The sequence below is a fragment of the Microbacterium sp. Cr-K20 genome (assembly GCF_000708325.1).
Lineage (GTDB): Bacteria > Actinomycetota > Actinomycetes > Actinomycetales > Microbacteriaceae > Microbacterium.
Map to the genome: position 1 here is coordinate 343,847 of NZ_JARE01000047.1, position 13,384 is coordinate 357,230.

Sequence of the window (13,384 nt, forward strand, 5' to 3'; positions counted from 1 at the left end):
CCGGGGACGACGTCGGCCCGCTCGTTCAGTGCAATGGTTCTCCCGCCACGAGGTGGCGTTTTTATCGGGAGCCGTTCTCGCTCGTGGGAGCAGTGCTTGTGGCAGTGGCTCCTGCGGTGACTTCCTCGGTCGGAGGCTCGCTCACGTCCACGAAGTCAGAGGGATTGTTCTGCGATTGTACATCAGCGTCGGCGTCGACCTTCTCGCGGCCCGGCTGGTACGGTGACGGCTCGAGACCGGGGTGACGACGCGTCTGCACGACGAGGATCACGAGTCCGACGACGACTCCGATGATCGCTGCCCAGACGTTGCTGCGCAGCCCCAGGATGATCTCGCTCGGATCGATGCGGATCGACTCCCAGACGATGCGGCCCGCGCTGTACCAGATGAGGTAGATCGCGAACAGGCGACCCCACTGGAAGAAGAGCTTGCGGCCGAGCCACAGGAGGACCAGCACACCCAGACCGTTCCAGATGATCTCGTAGAGGAAGGTCGGGTGGAAGAGGGTGCCTTCCGGCAGACCGGCCGGGAACGCGGAGTTCGTCGACTCGATCTCCAGTCCCCACGGCAGGCCTGTGGGAAGGCCGAACAGTTCGTGGTTGAACCAGTTGCCGAAACGGCCCATGGCCTGAGCCAGCAGCAGACCGGGCGCCAGCGCGTCGGCGAACGTCCAGAAGCGGATGCCCGTCCAACGGCAGCCGAAGTATGCGCCGATCGCGCCGCCGATGAGGGCGCCGAAGATCGCGATGCCGCCCTCCCAGATGGCCCACACCGAACCGGGTTCGAACGGGTTCCAGGTGTTCCTGCCCTCGCCGAAGTAGAAGTTCGGGTGCGTGAGCACGTGGAAGATTCGGGCGCCGATGATCGCCAGCGGCACGGCGAGGATCGAGATGTCGATCACGACCCACGGCTCCGCTCCGCGCTTGGTCAGGCGGTAGTTGGTCAGCAGCGTCGCCGCGATGATGCCCGCGATGATGCACAGCGCGTAGAAGTGGATCCGTACGGGTCCGAGGTCGATGTACGACACCGGAGGGCTCGGGATGCTGGCGAGCACGCTGGTGACGGTGCTGGGGAACGCGAGTGACATGAGTGCGATTCTAGTTCTCGGTTTCGGGGCGCGCCGACGAGGTGCCGGCTGCCAGGTTTCGGGTGACCTCGGCGAGGGCGGGGACGCCGCCGTCACGGAGAGCGCGGACCAGTGCGGTCCCGACGATGGCGCCGTCGGCGTACTCCGAGACACCGGCGATCTGTTCGGCGGTGGAGATGCCGATGCCCACGCACGCGCGGTGCGCTCCGTGTGCGCGGAGGCGTCCGACCAGGGTACGGGCGGCGCGGTCGAGTTCGGCGCGCTCTCCCGTGATTCCCATCGTCGAGACGGTGTAGACGAAACCGGTGGACGACTTCACCACCAGGTCGAGCCGCTCGTCGGAGGAGGTGGGGGCTGCGAGGAACACCCGATCGAGACCGGTCCGCTCACTGGCGGCGATCCACTCCCCTGCCGCGTCGGGGGTGATGTCGGGTGTGATGAGCCCCGCGCCACCCGCGGCGAGCAGGTCGTCGGCATAGCGGTCGACGCCGTACTGCATGACCGGGTTCCAGTACGTCATCACGAGGACGGGTACGTCGGTGGCCGCGGTGATCGCACGGATCGCTGTGAAGAGGTCGGCCATCCGGAACCCCGCGGCGAGAGCCGTGGTGGTCGCTTCCTGGATGATCGCGCCGTCCATCACCGGGTCGCTGTACGGCGGGCCCAGCTCGATGATGTCGACGCCGTTCTCGGCGAGGGCGATGGCGGCCTGGATGCTGGTCTCGAGGTCGGGGAAACCGACCGGGAGGTATCCGACGAAGGCGCTGCGACCGGCGTCCTGTGCGCGCTGGATCGCCTGTTCGACGCGACTCATAGCTGAGGCTCCCCCTTCGAGGCCGTCTCTTCGGCCTCGCTCTCGTCGTCGACGTCGTGCGCGAGAGCGGCTTCGTCGTACAGCTCGAAGTAGCGCGCCGCGGTGTCCATGTCTTTGTCGCCGCGGCCGGAGAGACAGATCGCGATGAGGCCGTCCGGGCCGAGGTCACGCCCGATCCGCAGAGCGCCGGCGAGGGCATGCGCCGATTCGATGGCCGGGATGATGCCCTCCGTGCGGCTGAGCAGCCGCAGCGCCTGCATGGCCTCGTCATCGGTGGCCGGGATGTACTCGGCGCGTCCGATGTCGGCGAGCCACGAGTGCTCCGGACCGACTCCCGGATAGTCGAGCCCCGCGGAGATGGAGTGCGACTCGATGGTCTGGCCGTCTTCGTTCTGCAGCACGTAGGTCTTGGCACCGTGCAGCACGCCGGGTCGTCCGCGCTCGATCGAGGCCGCGTGCTTCTCGGTGTCGACGCCGTCACCGGCTGCCTCCACGCCGTAGAGCTTGACGCCCTCATCGTCGAGGAACGCGTCGAACATGCCGATGGCGTTGGATCCGCCACCCACACAGGCGACGACCGCATCCGGGAGCCGACCGACCTCGTCGAGCAGTTGCGCGCGGGCCTCTTCGCCGATGATCTTCTGGAAGTCGCGGACCATCGCCGGGAACGGGTGCGGACCGGCGGCGGTGCCGAAGATGTAGTTGGTCGTCTCGACCGATGCCACCCAGTCGCGGTAGGCATCGTTGATCGCGTCCTTGAGCGTGCGCGAACCCGAGGTGACCGGGATGACCTCCGCGCCGAGCAGGCGCATACGGGCGACGTTGAGCGCCTGACGCTCGGTGTCGACCTCGCCCATGTAGATCGTGCAGTCCAGACCGAACAGTGCGGCGGCGGTCGCCGTGGCGACACCGTGCTGTCCGGCACCCGTCTCGGCGATCACGCGGGTCTTGCCGAGCCGCTTCGTGAGCAGCGCCTGACCGAGCACGTTGTTGATCTTGTGCGATCCCGTGTGGTTCAGGTCTTCACGCTTGAGGAAGACGCGCGCACCCCCGGCGTGCTCTGCGAACCGCGGCACCTCGGTGATCGCCGAGGGGCGGCCCGCATACGAGCTCAGGAGGTGTGCGAGCTCGTCCCGGAAGGCCGGGTCGACTATCGCCTCCTCATACGCGACGGTCAGCTCGTCGATCGCGGCGATGAGCGACTCGGGCATGAAGCGCCCGCCGAACTCGCCGAAGAAGGGGCCGTGCTGGTCGCGCAGGCTCATCATGCCTCCAGGAAACTCTTGAGGGTGGCGACGGGATCGCCGGTCACGAGCGCCTCGCCGATCAGGACGACGTCAGCGCCGGCGGAGCGGTAATGCACGACGTCGGCGGGCGTGAGAACCGCGGATTCGGCGATCTTCACCGCGGTCGTCGGGATGCGGTCGACCAGGCGTCCGAACAGGTCGCGGTCGAGTTCGAGGGTCTTCAGATCGCGGGCGTTCACACCGATCAGCGGTGCGCCCAGGTCGATCGCGGCCTCGAGCTCATCGGCCGAGTGCGTCTCGACGAGGGGTGTCATACCCAGCTCGCCGATGAAGCCGAACAGATCGCGAAGGACATCGGGTTCGAGACCGGCGACGATCAGCAGCACCAGATCAGCGCCCGCTGCCCGTGCCTCGAGCACCTGGTAGCGGGTGGCGATGAAGTCCTTGCGCAGCACCGGGAGCGACACTCGGGCGGTGACGGCCTCGAGGTCGGCGAGACTGCCGCCGAAGCGACGCTCCTCCGTGAGCACGCTGATCGCCGAGGCTCCACCCGTCTCGTACAGGGAGGCCTGCAGAGCAGGGTCGGGGATCTCGGCGAGTGCGCCACGCGACGGGCTCGCCCGCTTGACCTCGGCGATGATCTTGACGCGATCGGCCGGGGCGAGGAACGAGAGTGCGTCCTTCGCGGCCGGGCGCGCAAGCGCCGCGCGTTCGACCGCATCCAGCGGGCGCGACAGAGCACGACGCTCAGCGTCTGCGACTGCGCCGGCCGTCAGGTCGGCGAGCACCATTAGTGCGCCTTCGGAGCGTACTTCGGACCCTTCACGCCGTAACCGGCCCTCGCGAGCACCCAACCCGCGATCGCACCGATCGGGACGAGCACCAGAGAGATCATGACGAGCACCGGCTGCTCGAAGCAGAATGCGACAGTCGCGGCGGCGACGCCGACCAGCATGATGACCACGGCGGTCCAGGCTGCAGGCGAGTGTCCGTGGCCGGGATCGGCGATCGGGTTGGTCATGTTCTCCTCCGGGGGACGACGTGCAGTTCGGAATCAGTCTATCGGGGTCAACGCGTCGGATCGGTTCCCCGGGACAGCTCGTCCCAGGAATCGACCGCGTCCACCGGGCCGTCGTGCGCGGCCTCGACGTGGTCGGTGCGGTACCGCCGCCCACCCGCCTTCCAGCCACGCCAAGTCGTGAGGACCACCACCGACGCGACGAGCAGGATCACCCATCCGACGAGGGCGATGTACGGCCACGCCGACGGCACGATGCTCGTGACGACCTCGTGGACAGCGCCACCACCGGCGAGACCCGTGACCTCGGTCACTGTCGCGGCGACGGCGTCGAACGGTTCGGTGAGGAGGAGCTGGATCGTCGACCAGCCGAGGAACAGCGCCGTCGCGGCCGCGAGCACGCCGAAGACGAGGCGCACGACCTTGCCGGAGATGGCGAGTGCCGCCCCGAGGGCGAGCACCGCGAGGCTGAGCGGAGCGAGCAGTACCAGGGCCGAGGCTCCCGGAACCAGGATCGCTTCGCCGGCATCCGCACGCTCCACCGTCAACCACGTCTGGGTCGACGAGATGATGCCGATCGCCCCGGCGAGCAGGAAGCCGGAGACAGAGAGCGAGCGACCGCGCTGCGCGAGGCTCATGACTGATCCGCTCCCGTCGTCGCCTCGAGGTCGGTGGTGTCGAAACAGGTGCGCGTGCCGGTGTGACACGCGGGGCCGGTCTGCGCGACCAGGAGCAGGATGGCGTCGCCGTCGCAGTCGAGGCGCGCCTCGTGAACCACCTGGATGTGGCCCGACGTGTCGCCCTTGCGCCAATACTCCTGGCGGGATCGGGACCAGTAGGTCGCCCGCCCTGAGGTCAGCGTGCGCCGCAGCGCCTCGGCATCGACCCACGCGAGCATCAGCACCTCATGCGTGTCGAACTGCTGCACGATCACCGGCGCGAGCCCGTCTGCGTTGAAGGCGACCTGGGCGATGCGCTCTTCCACGGAGGTCATCGGACCACCACCCCTTCTGCGCGCAGGGCGTCCTTGACGTCGCCGACGGTGAGCGCCCCCGTATGGAAGACGCTCGCCGCGAGCACGGCATCGGCTCCGGCCTTGATGGCCGGCGCGAAATCGGAGACCTGACCGGCACCGCCCGAAGCGATGACGGGCACGGAGGCCGCTTCCCGCATGAGTCGTACGAGCTCGAGGTCGAACCCGTCGCGCGTGCCGTCGGCATCGATCGAGTTGACCAGCAGCTCACCGGCGCCGCGCTCGACGGCCTCTCGCGCCCAGGCGACCGCGTCGAGGGTGGTCTGCGTGCGACCGCCGTGCGTCGTGACGACGAAGCCGGAGGGCGTGGTCGGCGCACGCTTCACGTCGAGCGACAGGACGAGCACCTGTGCACCGAAGCGGTCGGCGATCTCGCCGATCAGCTCGGGGCGTGCGATGGCGGCCGAGTTGACCCCCACCTTGTCGGCGCCGACCGAGAGCAGCCGGGCGACGTCTTCGGCGCTGCGCACTCCCCCGCCGACCGTGAGCGGCACGAAGACCTGCTCGGCGGTGCGCTGCACGACGTCGTAGGTCGTGGCTCGCGCATCGACCGTCGCGGTCACGTCGAGGAACGTGATCTCGTCGGCCCCCTGCGCCGCGTAGTGCCTGGCGAGTTCGACCGGGTCGCCCATGTCGCGCAGGTTCTCGAAGTTCACGCCCTTGACGACACGGCCTTCGGCCACATCCAGACACGGGATGACACGACTGGCGAGGGCCATCAGAGCCTCGCGTTGTGGATGGCGGTGACCAGGATGGCGCGGGCGCCGAGGGCATAGAGCGCATCCATGACCGGGTTGACCCGCGTGCGCGCGACCATGACGCGTACGGCCACCCATTCCGGGTCACGCAGCGGTGAGACGGTCGGCGACTCCACGCCACCGGCGATCTTCACGGCCTCATCGAGCAGAGCGACCGGCAGGTCGTAGTCGATCATCACGAAGCGGCGAGCGACCATGACGCCGCGAAGCCGGCGCAGGAGCGTCTCGGCACCCTCGGCATCGGTGGGGCCGGCGATGAGCACGGCCTCGGACTGCAGGATGACCGGACCGAAGACCTCGAGCCCGGCCTGGCGGAGTGTGGTCCCCGTCTCGACGACATCGGCGACCGCGTCGGCCACACCGAGTCGGACGGCCGATTCGACCGCTCCGTCGAGCGGAACGAGGTCTACCGCGATGTCGCGCTCGTCGAGGAACGCGTCGACCAGCCCCGGGTAGGAGGTGGCGATGCGCAGTCCGTCGAGCTCGGCCACGTCGGTGTAGCGACCGGTGGGTGCCGCGAAGCGGAACGTGGATCCCGCGAAGCCGAGAGCCTCGATCTCGCGTGCGCCGGGCATGCGGGCGTCGAGCAGCAGGTCACGACCCGTGATGCCCACATCGATCGCACCGGAACCGACGTAGGTCGCGATGTCCTTGGGGCGGAGGAAGAAGAACTCGACGTCGTTCTCGGCGTCGATGACATGCAGGGTCTTGGGGTCCCGGCGTCCGGCGTAGCCCGCCTCGGCGAGCATGTCGGCGGCGGTCTCGGAGAGCGAGCCCTTGTTGGGAACGGCGATGCGCAGCATGGAGTGCTTTCAGTTCGAGAGGAGAGGAACGGAGCGCATCACAGATGTCGGTAGACGTCTTGCAGGCTGAGACCCTTCGCGAGCATCATCACCTGGACGTGATAGAGGAGTTGCGAGATCTCCTCGGCGGCGGCCTCATCGGACTCGTACTCCGACGCCATCCACACCTCGGCGGCCTCTTCGACGATCTTCTTGCCGATCGTGTGCACGCCGCCGTCGAGCTCGGCGACCGTGCCCGATCCTTCGGGACGGGTCTCGGCCTTGACGCTGAGCTCGGCGAACAGCTCGTCGAAAGTCTTCACGATTCCAGGCTACCGGCTCGGGCGAGGTCTCTCAGCCGGGTGACGGCCGCTTCGATGTCGTCGGCGCCGTACACGGCCGAACCTGCGACGAAGGTGTCTGCTCCGGCGGCGGCGGCGTACTCGATCGTGCTGTCCGAGATACCGCCGTCGACCTGGAGCCAGACGGAGGAGCCGCGCCGACGCGCCTCCTTCGCCAGGGAGCGGAGCTTCGGCATCGTCTCGGGCATGAAGCTCTGTCCGCCGAATCCCGGCTCGACCGTCATCACGAGGATCTGATCGAACTCGTCGAGCACGTCGAACAGCGAATCGACCGGGGTTTCCGGCTTCACCGCGACGCCGGCGCGGGAACCGACGTCGCGCAGGCGCCGGGCGAGGGCCACAGGATCGGCGGCGGCCTCGAGGTGGAACGTGACGCTCGCCGCGCCGATCTCGGCATACTCGGGTGCCCAGCGCTCCGGGTCGGTGATCATCAGGTGCACGTCGAGCGGGATCGGGCTGGTCGCCTGGATGCGCTCGACCATCTGCGGTCCGAACGTCAGGTTGGGGACGAAGTGGTTGTCCATCACGTCGACGTGCGCGAAGTCCGCTGTCGCGATGCGGGCGAGGTCCGCCTGCATGTTCACGAAGTCGGCGGCGAGGATGCTGGGGTTGATGCGCGGTGCGCGAGGCAGATCCACGGTCCTAGTCTTCCTTCCCTGTGGTGTTGACGGTTGCGGAGCGCTGCAGGAGCGCGAGGAACATCGCATCGGTACCGTGTCGATGCGGCCAGAGCTGTGCGCTGCCGGAACCGGAGCGCCCCTCGGACGCGAGGTCGATCGGCGACCGCGAGACGTCGGCGATCGCTGCGCGCGCATCGAGCTCGACGATGTCGGTGCGCCCGCGCAGCACCTCCTGCACGACGCCCGTGGTCTCGGCGAGGTGGGGCGAGCATGTGACGTATGCGACGATCCCGCCCGGGGCGAGCGCGTCGAGCGCGGCGGAGAGCAGCTCCACCTGGAGCGGTACGAGCTCGGCCACGTCGGCGGGTGACTTGCGCCACCGAGCCTCGGGCCGGCGGCGCAGCGCACCCAGCCCCGTGCACGGCGCGTCGACGAGGATCCGGTCGAACTCGCCGGCACGCGAGGCCGCGATCTCGCGGCCGTCCTGCTCGTGCACCACGATCTCGCCGGGGACAGCGCGGAGCGCCTTGCGCACCAGGCGCGCGCGGACGGGGACGACCTCGTTGGCCTCGAGGACGACATCCTTCTCGAGCGCGATCGCCGCCAGGAGCGCGGTCTTCCCACCCGGGCCGGCACAGAGATCGAGCCACCGCTCCCCCGCGGCGATCGGTGAGACTCCGGCCAGGGCGAGCGCGACGAGCTGGGAGCCCTCGTCCTGCACGCGCACCGTGCCGCCGGAGGCCTCGACCGACAGACGCGGATCGCCACCGGGAGAGGCGAAGGCCGTCGGGGCGTAAGGCAGACGAGGTTCGCCGGGCTCCGCGAGACCGGGCAGGGCGACGAGCGTCACATCGGGCGAGGCGTTGTCGGCCTCGAGGAGGGCGTCGAGCTCGGCGTCGCGACCTTCCGCCGCAAGGGCGCGACGGAGCGCCCGGATCACCCAGACCGGATGTGCGGAACGCAGCGCCAGGCGCTCGTCGTCGGAGCGCGCCTGCTCTTCGATGCGCTCCTGCCAGGCCTCCGCCGAATCCCGGGTGATGCGCCGCAGAACCGCGTTCGCGAAACTCGACGCACCGCGACCTGATTCGATGGCGACCAGGTTCACCGACTCGTTCACCGCGGCGTGCGAGGCGACACGTGTCGCGAGCAGCTGGTGCACCGCGAGCCGGAGCGCATCGAGAACCGCCGGGTCGATGCCGTCTGTCGCACGATCTGCCGCCGAGGCGATGATCGCGTCATAGGTCCCGAGCCGTCGCAGGGTCCCATAGGTCAGCTCGGTCGCGAGCGCCGCGTCCTGAGGCGTGAGCTTCGCGTCGGCGATGGCCGAGGGAAGCACGAGGTTCGCGTACGCGTCGGTCTCGGAGACGGCACGCAGAACGTCGTAGGCCACCCGTCTCGCGGGCTGCACGGTGCGAGCGGGACCGCGCTGACCGCCGCGATGCCCCTCCGCCGAGCTCTGGGAGCCGCGGGGTCGACCGATCGACGGCGTGCTTCGACGGTTGCGTCGCTCGTCGCTCATGATCCGGCCACCAGCTCATCTCCCCCGCGCAGGCCGTGCCACCAGTCGACCGCGTTCATCGCTCCCTTGCCCGCAGGCTGCACCCTCGTGACGGCGAGTGCCCCGGTGCCCGTACCGATGTGCAGAGCGGTCTTGGTACCCCGGAGTCGTCCGGGGGGCAGCGATTCGGCATCCGTTGCCGGAGCCGCCTCGAGTACCTTGAGGGGCTGACCGGCGACGGTCGTGTGCGCTCCCGGCTCGGGAGTCACGCCGCGGAAGCGGGCGAACACGGCGTCGAGCGGCTGGTCCCAATCGAGCAGTCCGTCGGCGAGCGTGAGCTTGGCGGCGAAGGTCGGCTCGCCCTGCTGCGGAACCGCCCGCGCCGTGCCGTCCGCGATGGCGGAGACCACATCGGCCGTGAGCTCTGCTCCGTCCAGCGCGAGCGCCTCGAGCGCCTCTCCTGCGGTCGCCGTCTCGGGAAGGTCGATCTCCCGCATGGCGAATACGTCACCGGCATCCAGCTCGGCGACGAGCTGGAACACGCTCGCACCGAGCACCCGATCCCCCGCGATGAGTGCGCGCTGCACGGGGGCGGCTCCCCGCCATGCGGGCAGCAGAGAGAAGTGCAGGTTGATCCACCCGGCGGTCGGGGCGGAGAGCAGCGGCTCGCGCACCAGCCCGCCGTACGCGACGATCACTCCGAGCTCGACCTGCAGCGCCGAGATCTCGGCTGTCGCGGCCTCGTCGAGCCGCGCCGTCTTGATCACGGGAAGACCCAGCTCGACGGCGGCCTGGGCGACCGGAGACGGCGTCAGCACCCGCCTTCTCCCGAGCGGGGCATCGGGTCGCGTGACGACCGCGGCGATGTCGTGCGAGGTCGCGAGACGTCGCAGGGTGGGCACGGCGGCAGCGGGTGTGCCGGCGAAGACGAGGCGCATGAAGGTTCTCCGGAAGGGTCAGAGCTCTGGTTCGAGGATATCGAGGCGGACGGAGAGCGTGCTCTTGGTCGCACGCCCCTTTCTGCGGCGGCCACTCACTGCTTCGGCGACGACAGCGGCGCGCAGGGCGGTCGCCACGCGAGGGCCCGAGCCGTAGTCGAACCTCACGAGGGCTCGCACCCGAGGGGGAACGTCGTCGGACTCGACGGGGACAGGGCCGAGTACGGCATCCCCGGGTAGGGCGAGCTCGGTGAGGGCGGCGAGAGCGTTCGCGACCGCCGGAACCGAGCCCTGGACCAGAGCCACTCTGGTCGTCGGGGGCATGTGCAGCGGCGCCCTGCTCTCCAGCTCAGACCGCGCGTGGCCTGCCTGGTTCCAGGTCGCGAGTGCCTTCGCCGCCGCACCGTTGACACCGACGAGATGGATCGGAGCGCCGGGCGCGGCCAGGGCGGTCGCGTTGGACCACCATCGCAGACAGGATTCCGCGACTCGCAGGTCGGGCGCCTGGAGCATGCGAGGGCCGTCGAGGAGGACGACGGCACGGTATCCGCCCTCCGCGATCGGCTCCGCGCCGCGGGTCGCGACCACGAGTGCGGGTTTGGCCGGCACGCGCTCGACCGGGTGCGCACTGTCGGCGACGATCACGCGTACACCCGGGAACGCCCGCCCGAGCTCGTCGGCGGTGCGCTCGCTCCCTGAGGAGGCGAGTCGCAGCTTGGTCGAGGAGCACGCAGGGCACGCCCAGGCGCTGGCTGCCCGGCCACACCAGCCGCACACGGGCACTGCACCCCGATGCTTCGCGCCGAGCGGGCCGCCGCAGTGGGCGCATCGCGCCGGCGCGCGGCACTCGGCACAGACGAGCGAGGGCGAGAAGCCGGGTCGCGAGACCTGAACGAGCACCGGCCCCTCGGCCGCTGCGGTGCGCGCGGCGAGGAAGGCGGAGGACGGCATCCGCTGGGCCGTCGGCTGCTCCATCTCCTGCGGTGTGCTGAGCACGACGCGAGGAAGCACGCGGCGTGCCGCCCTCACATCCTGCAGCCAGCCGAGAACCACGAGGCGCTCCACATCCGTGGTGCGGGTGTGTCCCGCGAAGAGCAGCGCCGACCCCTCGAGCTCCTGTCGAAGGAGAGCCGCGTCGCGAGCGTTGACATACGGAGCGAGCGGCTCCCCCAGGAGCGGATCGCCGTCGTCCCAGATCGCGACCATCCCCGCCACGACCGGGGAGTACACGGCCGAGCGGTTGCCCACCACGATGCACGGCGCATCCTCGAGCGTGCGCAGGAATCCGCGGTAGCGGTCGGGATTCGTCTGCCGGGAGTCGTGGCGCACGACCGCTCCGGTGGGGACGAGAGCGTCGAGCGCAGCGAGGAGCCTGTCGAGATCACGGCTGTCGGGGACGACGATGATCGACGACTTGCCCGCCGCGAGCATCCGGGCCGCGGAAGATGCCAGCAGTCGGGCCCACCCCTGCAGGCCATCGACGAGCTGAGGAATCGCCTCCACAGCGGCGCGTCCGCCCGAGTCGAGCACGGCCCCGAGGCCCTCGTACAGTCCGACGGTGCCCTCGGCCACCGCGAGCGCATCCGGGTCGGGCGTCTCCGCCGGCGCATCGGCGGTCCACGCCTTCTCGACACGCACCTGACGCTTGGGGATCACCAGGCGCAGCACATCTGAGGCAGAGCCGGCTGCCCGGTCGGCCACCCGGCGCGCGAGCGTGTGCAGACGTTCCGGCAGGACCGGGACCTCCGACACGACGCTCTCCACCTCGGAGAGCGGGCGGTCCGCGTCGTCCTCGGTGCCGATCTCGACGACGTAGCCGTCGATCACGCGCCCAGCGGTGCGCAGCGGCACGCGGACCCGAACCCCGAGCGGGACGTCGCCCAGTTCCGCAGGGAGCGCGTAGTCGAAGAGCCGATCGAGTTGAGGCAGCGGGGAATCGAGGAGCACGCGCGCGATGCGCCGGCTCACCGGAGACATCAGGACCGCGGTCCCATCAGAGCCCGGCAGCGCGGCGCAGTTCTTCGACGCGGTCGGTGCGCTCCCACGTGAAATCAGGGAGTTCTCGACCGAAGTGACCGTACGCGGCCGTCTGGGCGTAGATCGGACGCAGCAGGTCGAGCTGCTCGATGATCGCCTGCGGACGCAGATCGAACACCGACGTGATCGCCTGTGTGATGACCTCGTCGGACACCTTGCCGGTGCCGAAGGTCTCGACGTAGAGACCGACCGGACGTGCGACACCGATCGCATAGGCGATCTGCACCTCGAGCCTGTCTGCGAGTCCCGCTGCCACCGCGTTCTTCGCCACCCATCGGGTCGCGTAGGCGCCGGAGCGGTCGACCTTCGACGGGTCCTTGCCGCTGAAGGCTCCTCCGCCGTGGCGGGAGGCGCCACCGTAGGTGTCGATGATGATCTTGCGGCCGGTGAGCCCGGCGTCTCCCTTGGGGCCACCGGTCACGAAGGGACCGGCCGGGTTGATGTAGAGGGTGACGTCGTCGAGGTCGAGACCGGTCGTGGCCAGCACGGGGTCGATGACGTGCTCGCGAACCCGCGCCTGCAGGTCTTCCTGCGAGATGTCGGGGTGATGCTGTGTCGAGACCACGACGGCGTCGACCGTCTTCGGGGTGAAGCCGTCGTAACCGAGGGTCACCTGGGTCTTGCCGTCGGGGCGGAGGAACGGCAGAACACCGGAGCGGCGCACCTCCGTCAGCCGCTCGGCGAGCCGGTGCGCGGTCCACGCGGCCATCGGCATGAGCTGCGGCGTCTCGTTCGTCGCGAAGCCGAACATGATGCCCTGGTCGCCGGCGCCGAGGGCGTCGAGCGGATCGACCGACGATCCGTCGCGGTGCTCCTGAGCGCTGTCGACGCCGTGCGCGATGTCGGTCGACTGCTCGCCCACCGAGACACTGACACCGCAGGAGTCGCCGTCGAAGCCGGTCTCACTGGATGTGTAGCCGATGCCGTTCACGACCTGGCGGACGATCGTGGGGATGTCGACGTAGGCCTCGGTGCGGATCTCGCCGGCGACGTGCACGAGGCCCGTCGTGACGAGCGTCTCGACCGCCACGCGGGAGTCTCTGTCCTTGGCGATGAGCCCGTCGAGGATGCTGTCCGAGATCTGATCGCAGATCTTGTCCGGATGCCCCTCGGTGACGGACTCGGACGTGAACAGACGCAGGGCGCTCATCGAAACTCCAGAACGGGACGGACAGAGGGAGGGTGTTGCA

15 protein-coding genes are annotated in these 13,384 nt (G+C 69.5%); all 15 read right to left on the reverse strand.

Annotated features, from left to right (window positions below; genetic code table 11):
- Positions 1–61 precede the first annotated feature (61 nt).
- The 15 genes from lgt to metK are packed head-to-tail and all read right to left on the reverse strand — an operon-like array spanning position 62 to position 13,344.
- Positions 62–1,087, reverse strand: a complete 1,026-nt coding sequence (gene lgt / locus GZ67_RS0109825; protein WP_029263371.1) for a prolipoprotein diacylglyceryl transferase — start codon at positions 1,085–1,087, stop codon at positions 62–64.
- Between the two features lie 10 nt (positions 1,088–1,097).
- Positions 1,098–1,901: a tryptophan synthase subunit alpha gene (gene trpA, locus GZ67_RS0109830; RefSeq protein ID WP_029263370.1), complete on the reverse strand. Its 804-nt coding sequence runs from the start codon at positions 1,899–1,901 to the stop codon at positions 1,098–1,100.
- Entirely contained in the window at positions 1,898–3,166 is a 1,269-nt protein-coding gene (trpB, locus tag GZ67_RS0109835) for a tryptophan synthase subunit beta (protein ID WP_029273873.1), read from the reverse strand. The genes trpA and trpB overlap by 4 nt, the downstream gene beginning before the upstream one ends.
- The gene (trpC, locus tag GZ67_RS0109840; protein ID WP_029263368.1) at positions 3,166–3,936 is read right to left on the reverse strand and encodes an indole-3-glycerol phosphate synthase TrpC; all 771 of its coding nucleotides are present in this window, start codon (positions 3,934–3,936) and stop codon (positions 3,166–3,168) included. Before trpC ends, trpB begins: the two co-directional genes overlap by 1 nt.
- Before the next feature lie 2 nt (positions 3,937–3,938).
- A complete protein-coding gene (locus GZ67_RS0109845; protein ID WP_029263367.1) occupies positions 3,939–4,169 on the reverse strand; it encodes an HGxxPAAW family protein in 231 nt (76 codons plus the stop codon).
- Between the two features lie 47 nt (positions 4,170–4,216).
- Positions 4,217–4,804: a Trp biosynthesis-associated membrane protein gene (locus tag GZ67_RS0109850; RefSeq protein ID WP_029263366.1), complete on the reverse strand. Its 588-nt coding sequence runs from the start codon at positions 4,802–4,804 to the stop codon at positions 4,217–4,219.
- Entirely contained in the window at positions 4,801–5,160 is a 360-nt protein-coding gene (gene hisI, locus GZ67_RS0109855) for a phosphoribosyl-AMP cyclohydrolase (RefSeq protein ID WP_029263365.1), read from the reverse strand. The genes GZ67_RS0109850 and hisI overlap by 4 nt, the downstream gene beginning before the upstream one ends.
- Complete coding sequence (hisF, locus tag GZ67_RS0109860) at positions 5,157–5,918, reverse strand: imidazole glycerol phosphate synthase subunit HisF (protein WP_029263364.1); 762 nt, start codon at positions 5,916–5,918, stop codon at positions 5,157–5,159. Before hisF ends, hisI begins: the two co-directional genes overlap by 4 nt.
- The gene (hisG, locus tag GZ67_RS0109865; RefSeq protein WP_029263363.1) at positions 5,918–6,760 is read right to left on the reverse strand and encodes an ATP phosphoribosyltransferase; all 843 of its coding nucleotides are present in this window, start codon (positions 6,758–6,760) and stop codon (positions 5,918–5,920) included. The genes hisF and hisG overlap by 1 nt, the downstream gene beginning before the upstream one ends.
- A gap of 38 nt (positions 6,761–6,798) precedes the next feature.
- Positions 6,799–7,062 (reverse strand): phosphoribosyl-ATP diphosphatase, encoded by a 264-nt coding sequence (locus GZ67_RS0109870; RefSeq protein ID WP_017202142.1) that lies wholly within the window; start codon positions 7,060–7,062, stop codon positions 6,799–6,801.
- Positions 7,059–7,739 carry a ribulose-phosphate 3-epimerase gene (rpe, locus tag GZ67_RS0109875; RefSeq protein WP_029263362.1) on the reverse strand — a complete coding sequence of 227 codons (681 nt, stop codon included), beginning with the start codon at positions 7,737–7,739 and terminating at the stop codon, positions 7,059–7,061. The genes GZ67_RS0109870 and rpe overlap by 4 nt, the downstream gene beginning before the upstream one ends.
- Positions 7,740–7,743: 4 nt before the next feature.
- Positions 7,744–9,240, reverse strand: a complete 1,497-nt coding sequence (locus tag GZ67_RS0109880) for an RsmB/NOP family class I SAM-dependent RNA methyltransferase (protein ID WP_231481755.1) — start codon at positions 9,238–9,240, stop codon at positions 7,744–7,746.
- Entirely contained in the window at positions 9,237–10,157 is a 921-nt protein-coding gene (fmt, locus tag GZ67_RS0109885; RefSeq protein WP_029263360.1) for a methionyl-tRNA formyltransferase, read from the reverse strand. Before fmt ends, GZ67_RS0109880 begins: the two co-directional genes overlap by 4 nt.
- Before the next feature lie 18 nt (positions 10,158–10,175).
- Positions 10,176–12,134 (reverse strand): hypothetical protein, encoded by a 1,959-nt coding sequence (locus GZ67_RS0109890; RefSeq protein ID WP_029263359.1) that lies wholly within the window; start codon positions 12,132–12,134, stop codon positions 10,176–10,178.
- A gap of 16 nt (positions 12,135–12,150) precedes the next feature.
- The gene (gene metK, locus GZ67_RS0109895; RefSeq protein ID WP_029263358.1) at positions 12,151–13,344 is read right to left on the reverse strand and encodes a methionine adenosyltransferase; all 1,194 of its coding nucleotides are present in this window, start codon (positions 13,342–13,344) and stop codon (positions 12,151–12,153) included.
- Positions 13,345–13,384 lie beyond the last annotated feature (40 nt).

Coding starts and splice junctions, on each gene's coding strand:
- metK (WP_029263358.1), bottom strand. CDS start 13,344: ATGAGCGCCCTGCGTCTGTTCACGTCCGAGTCCGTCACCGAGGGGCAT.
- hisF (WP_029263364.1), bottom strand. CDS start 5,918: ATGGCCCTCGCCAGTCGTGTCATCCCGTGTCTGGATGTGGCCGAAGGC.
- hisI (WP_029263365.1), bottom strand. CDS start 5,160: ATGACCTCCGTGGAAGAGCGCATCGCCCAGGTCGCCTTCAACGCAGAC.
- hisG (WP_029263363.1), bottom strand. CDS start 6,760: ATGCTGCGCATCGCCGTTCCCAACAAGGGCTCGCTCTCCGAGACCGCC.
- GZ67_RS0109890 (WP_029263359.1), bottom strand. CDS start 12,134: ATGTCTCCGGTGAGCCGGCGCATCGCGCGCGTGCTCCTCGATTCCCCG.
- fmt (WP_029263360.1), bottom strand. CDS start 10,157: ATGCGCCTCGTCTTCGCCGGCACACCCGCTGCCGCCGTGCCCACCCTG.
- trpB (WP_029273873.1), bottom strand. CDS start 3,166: ATGAGCCTGCGCGACCAGCACGGCCCCTTCTTCGGCGAGTTCGGCGGG.
- GZ67_RS0109845 (WP_029263367.1), bottom strand. CDS start 4,169: ATGACCAACCCGATCGCCGATCCCGGCCACGGACACTCGCCTGCAGCC.
- GZ67_RS0109880 (WP_231481755.1), bottom strand. CDS start 9,240: ATGAGCGACGAGCGACGCAACCGTCGAAGCACGCCGTCGATCGGTCGA.
- GZ67_RS0109850 (WP_029263366.1), bottom strand. CDS start 4,804: ATGAGCCTCGCGCAGCGCGGTCGCTCGCTCTCTGTCTCCGGCTTCCTG.
- trpA (WP_029263370.1), bottom strand. CDS start 1,901: ATGAGTCGCGTCGAACAGGCGATCCAGCGCGCACAGGACGCCGGTCGC.
- lgt (WP_029263371.1), bottom strand. CDS start 1,087: ATGTCACTCGCGTTCCCCAGCACCGTCACCAGCGTGCTCGCCAGCATC.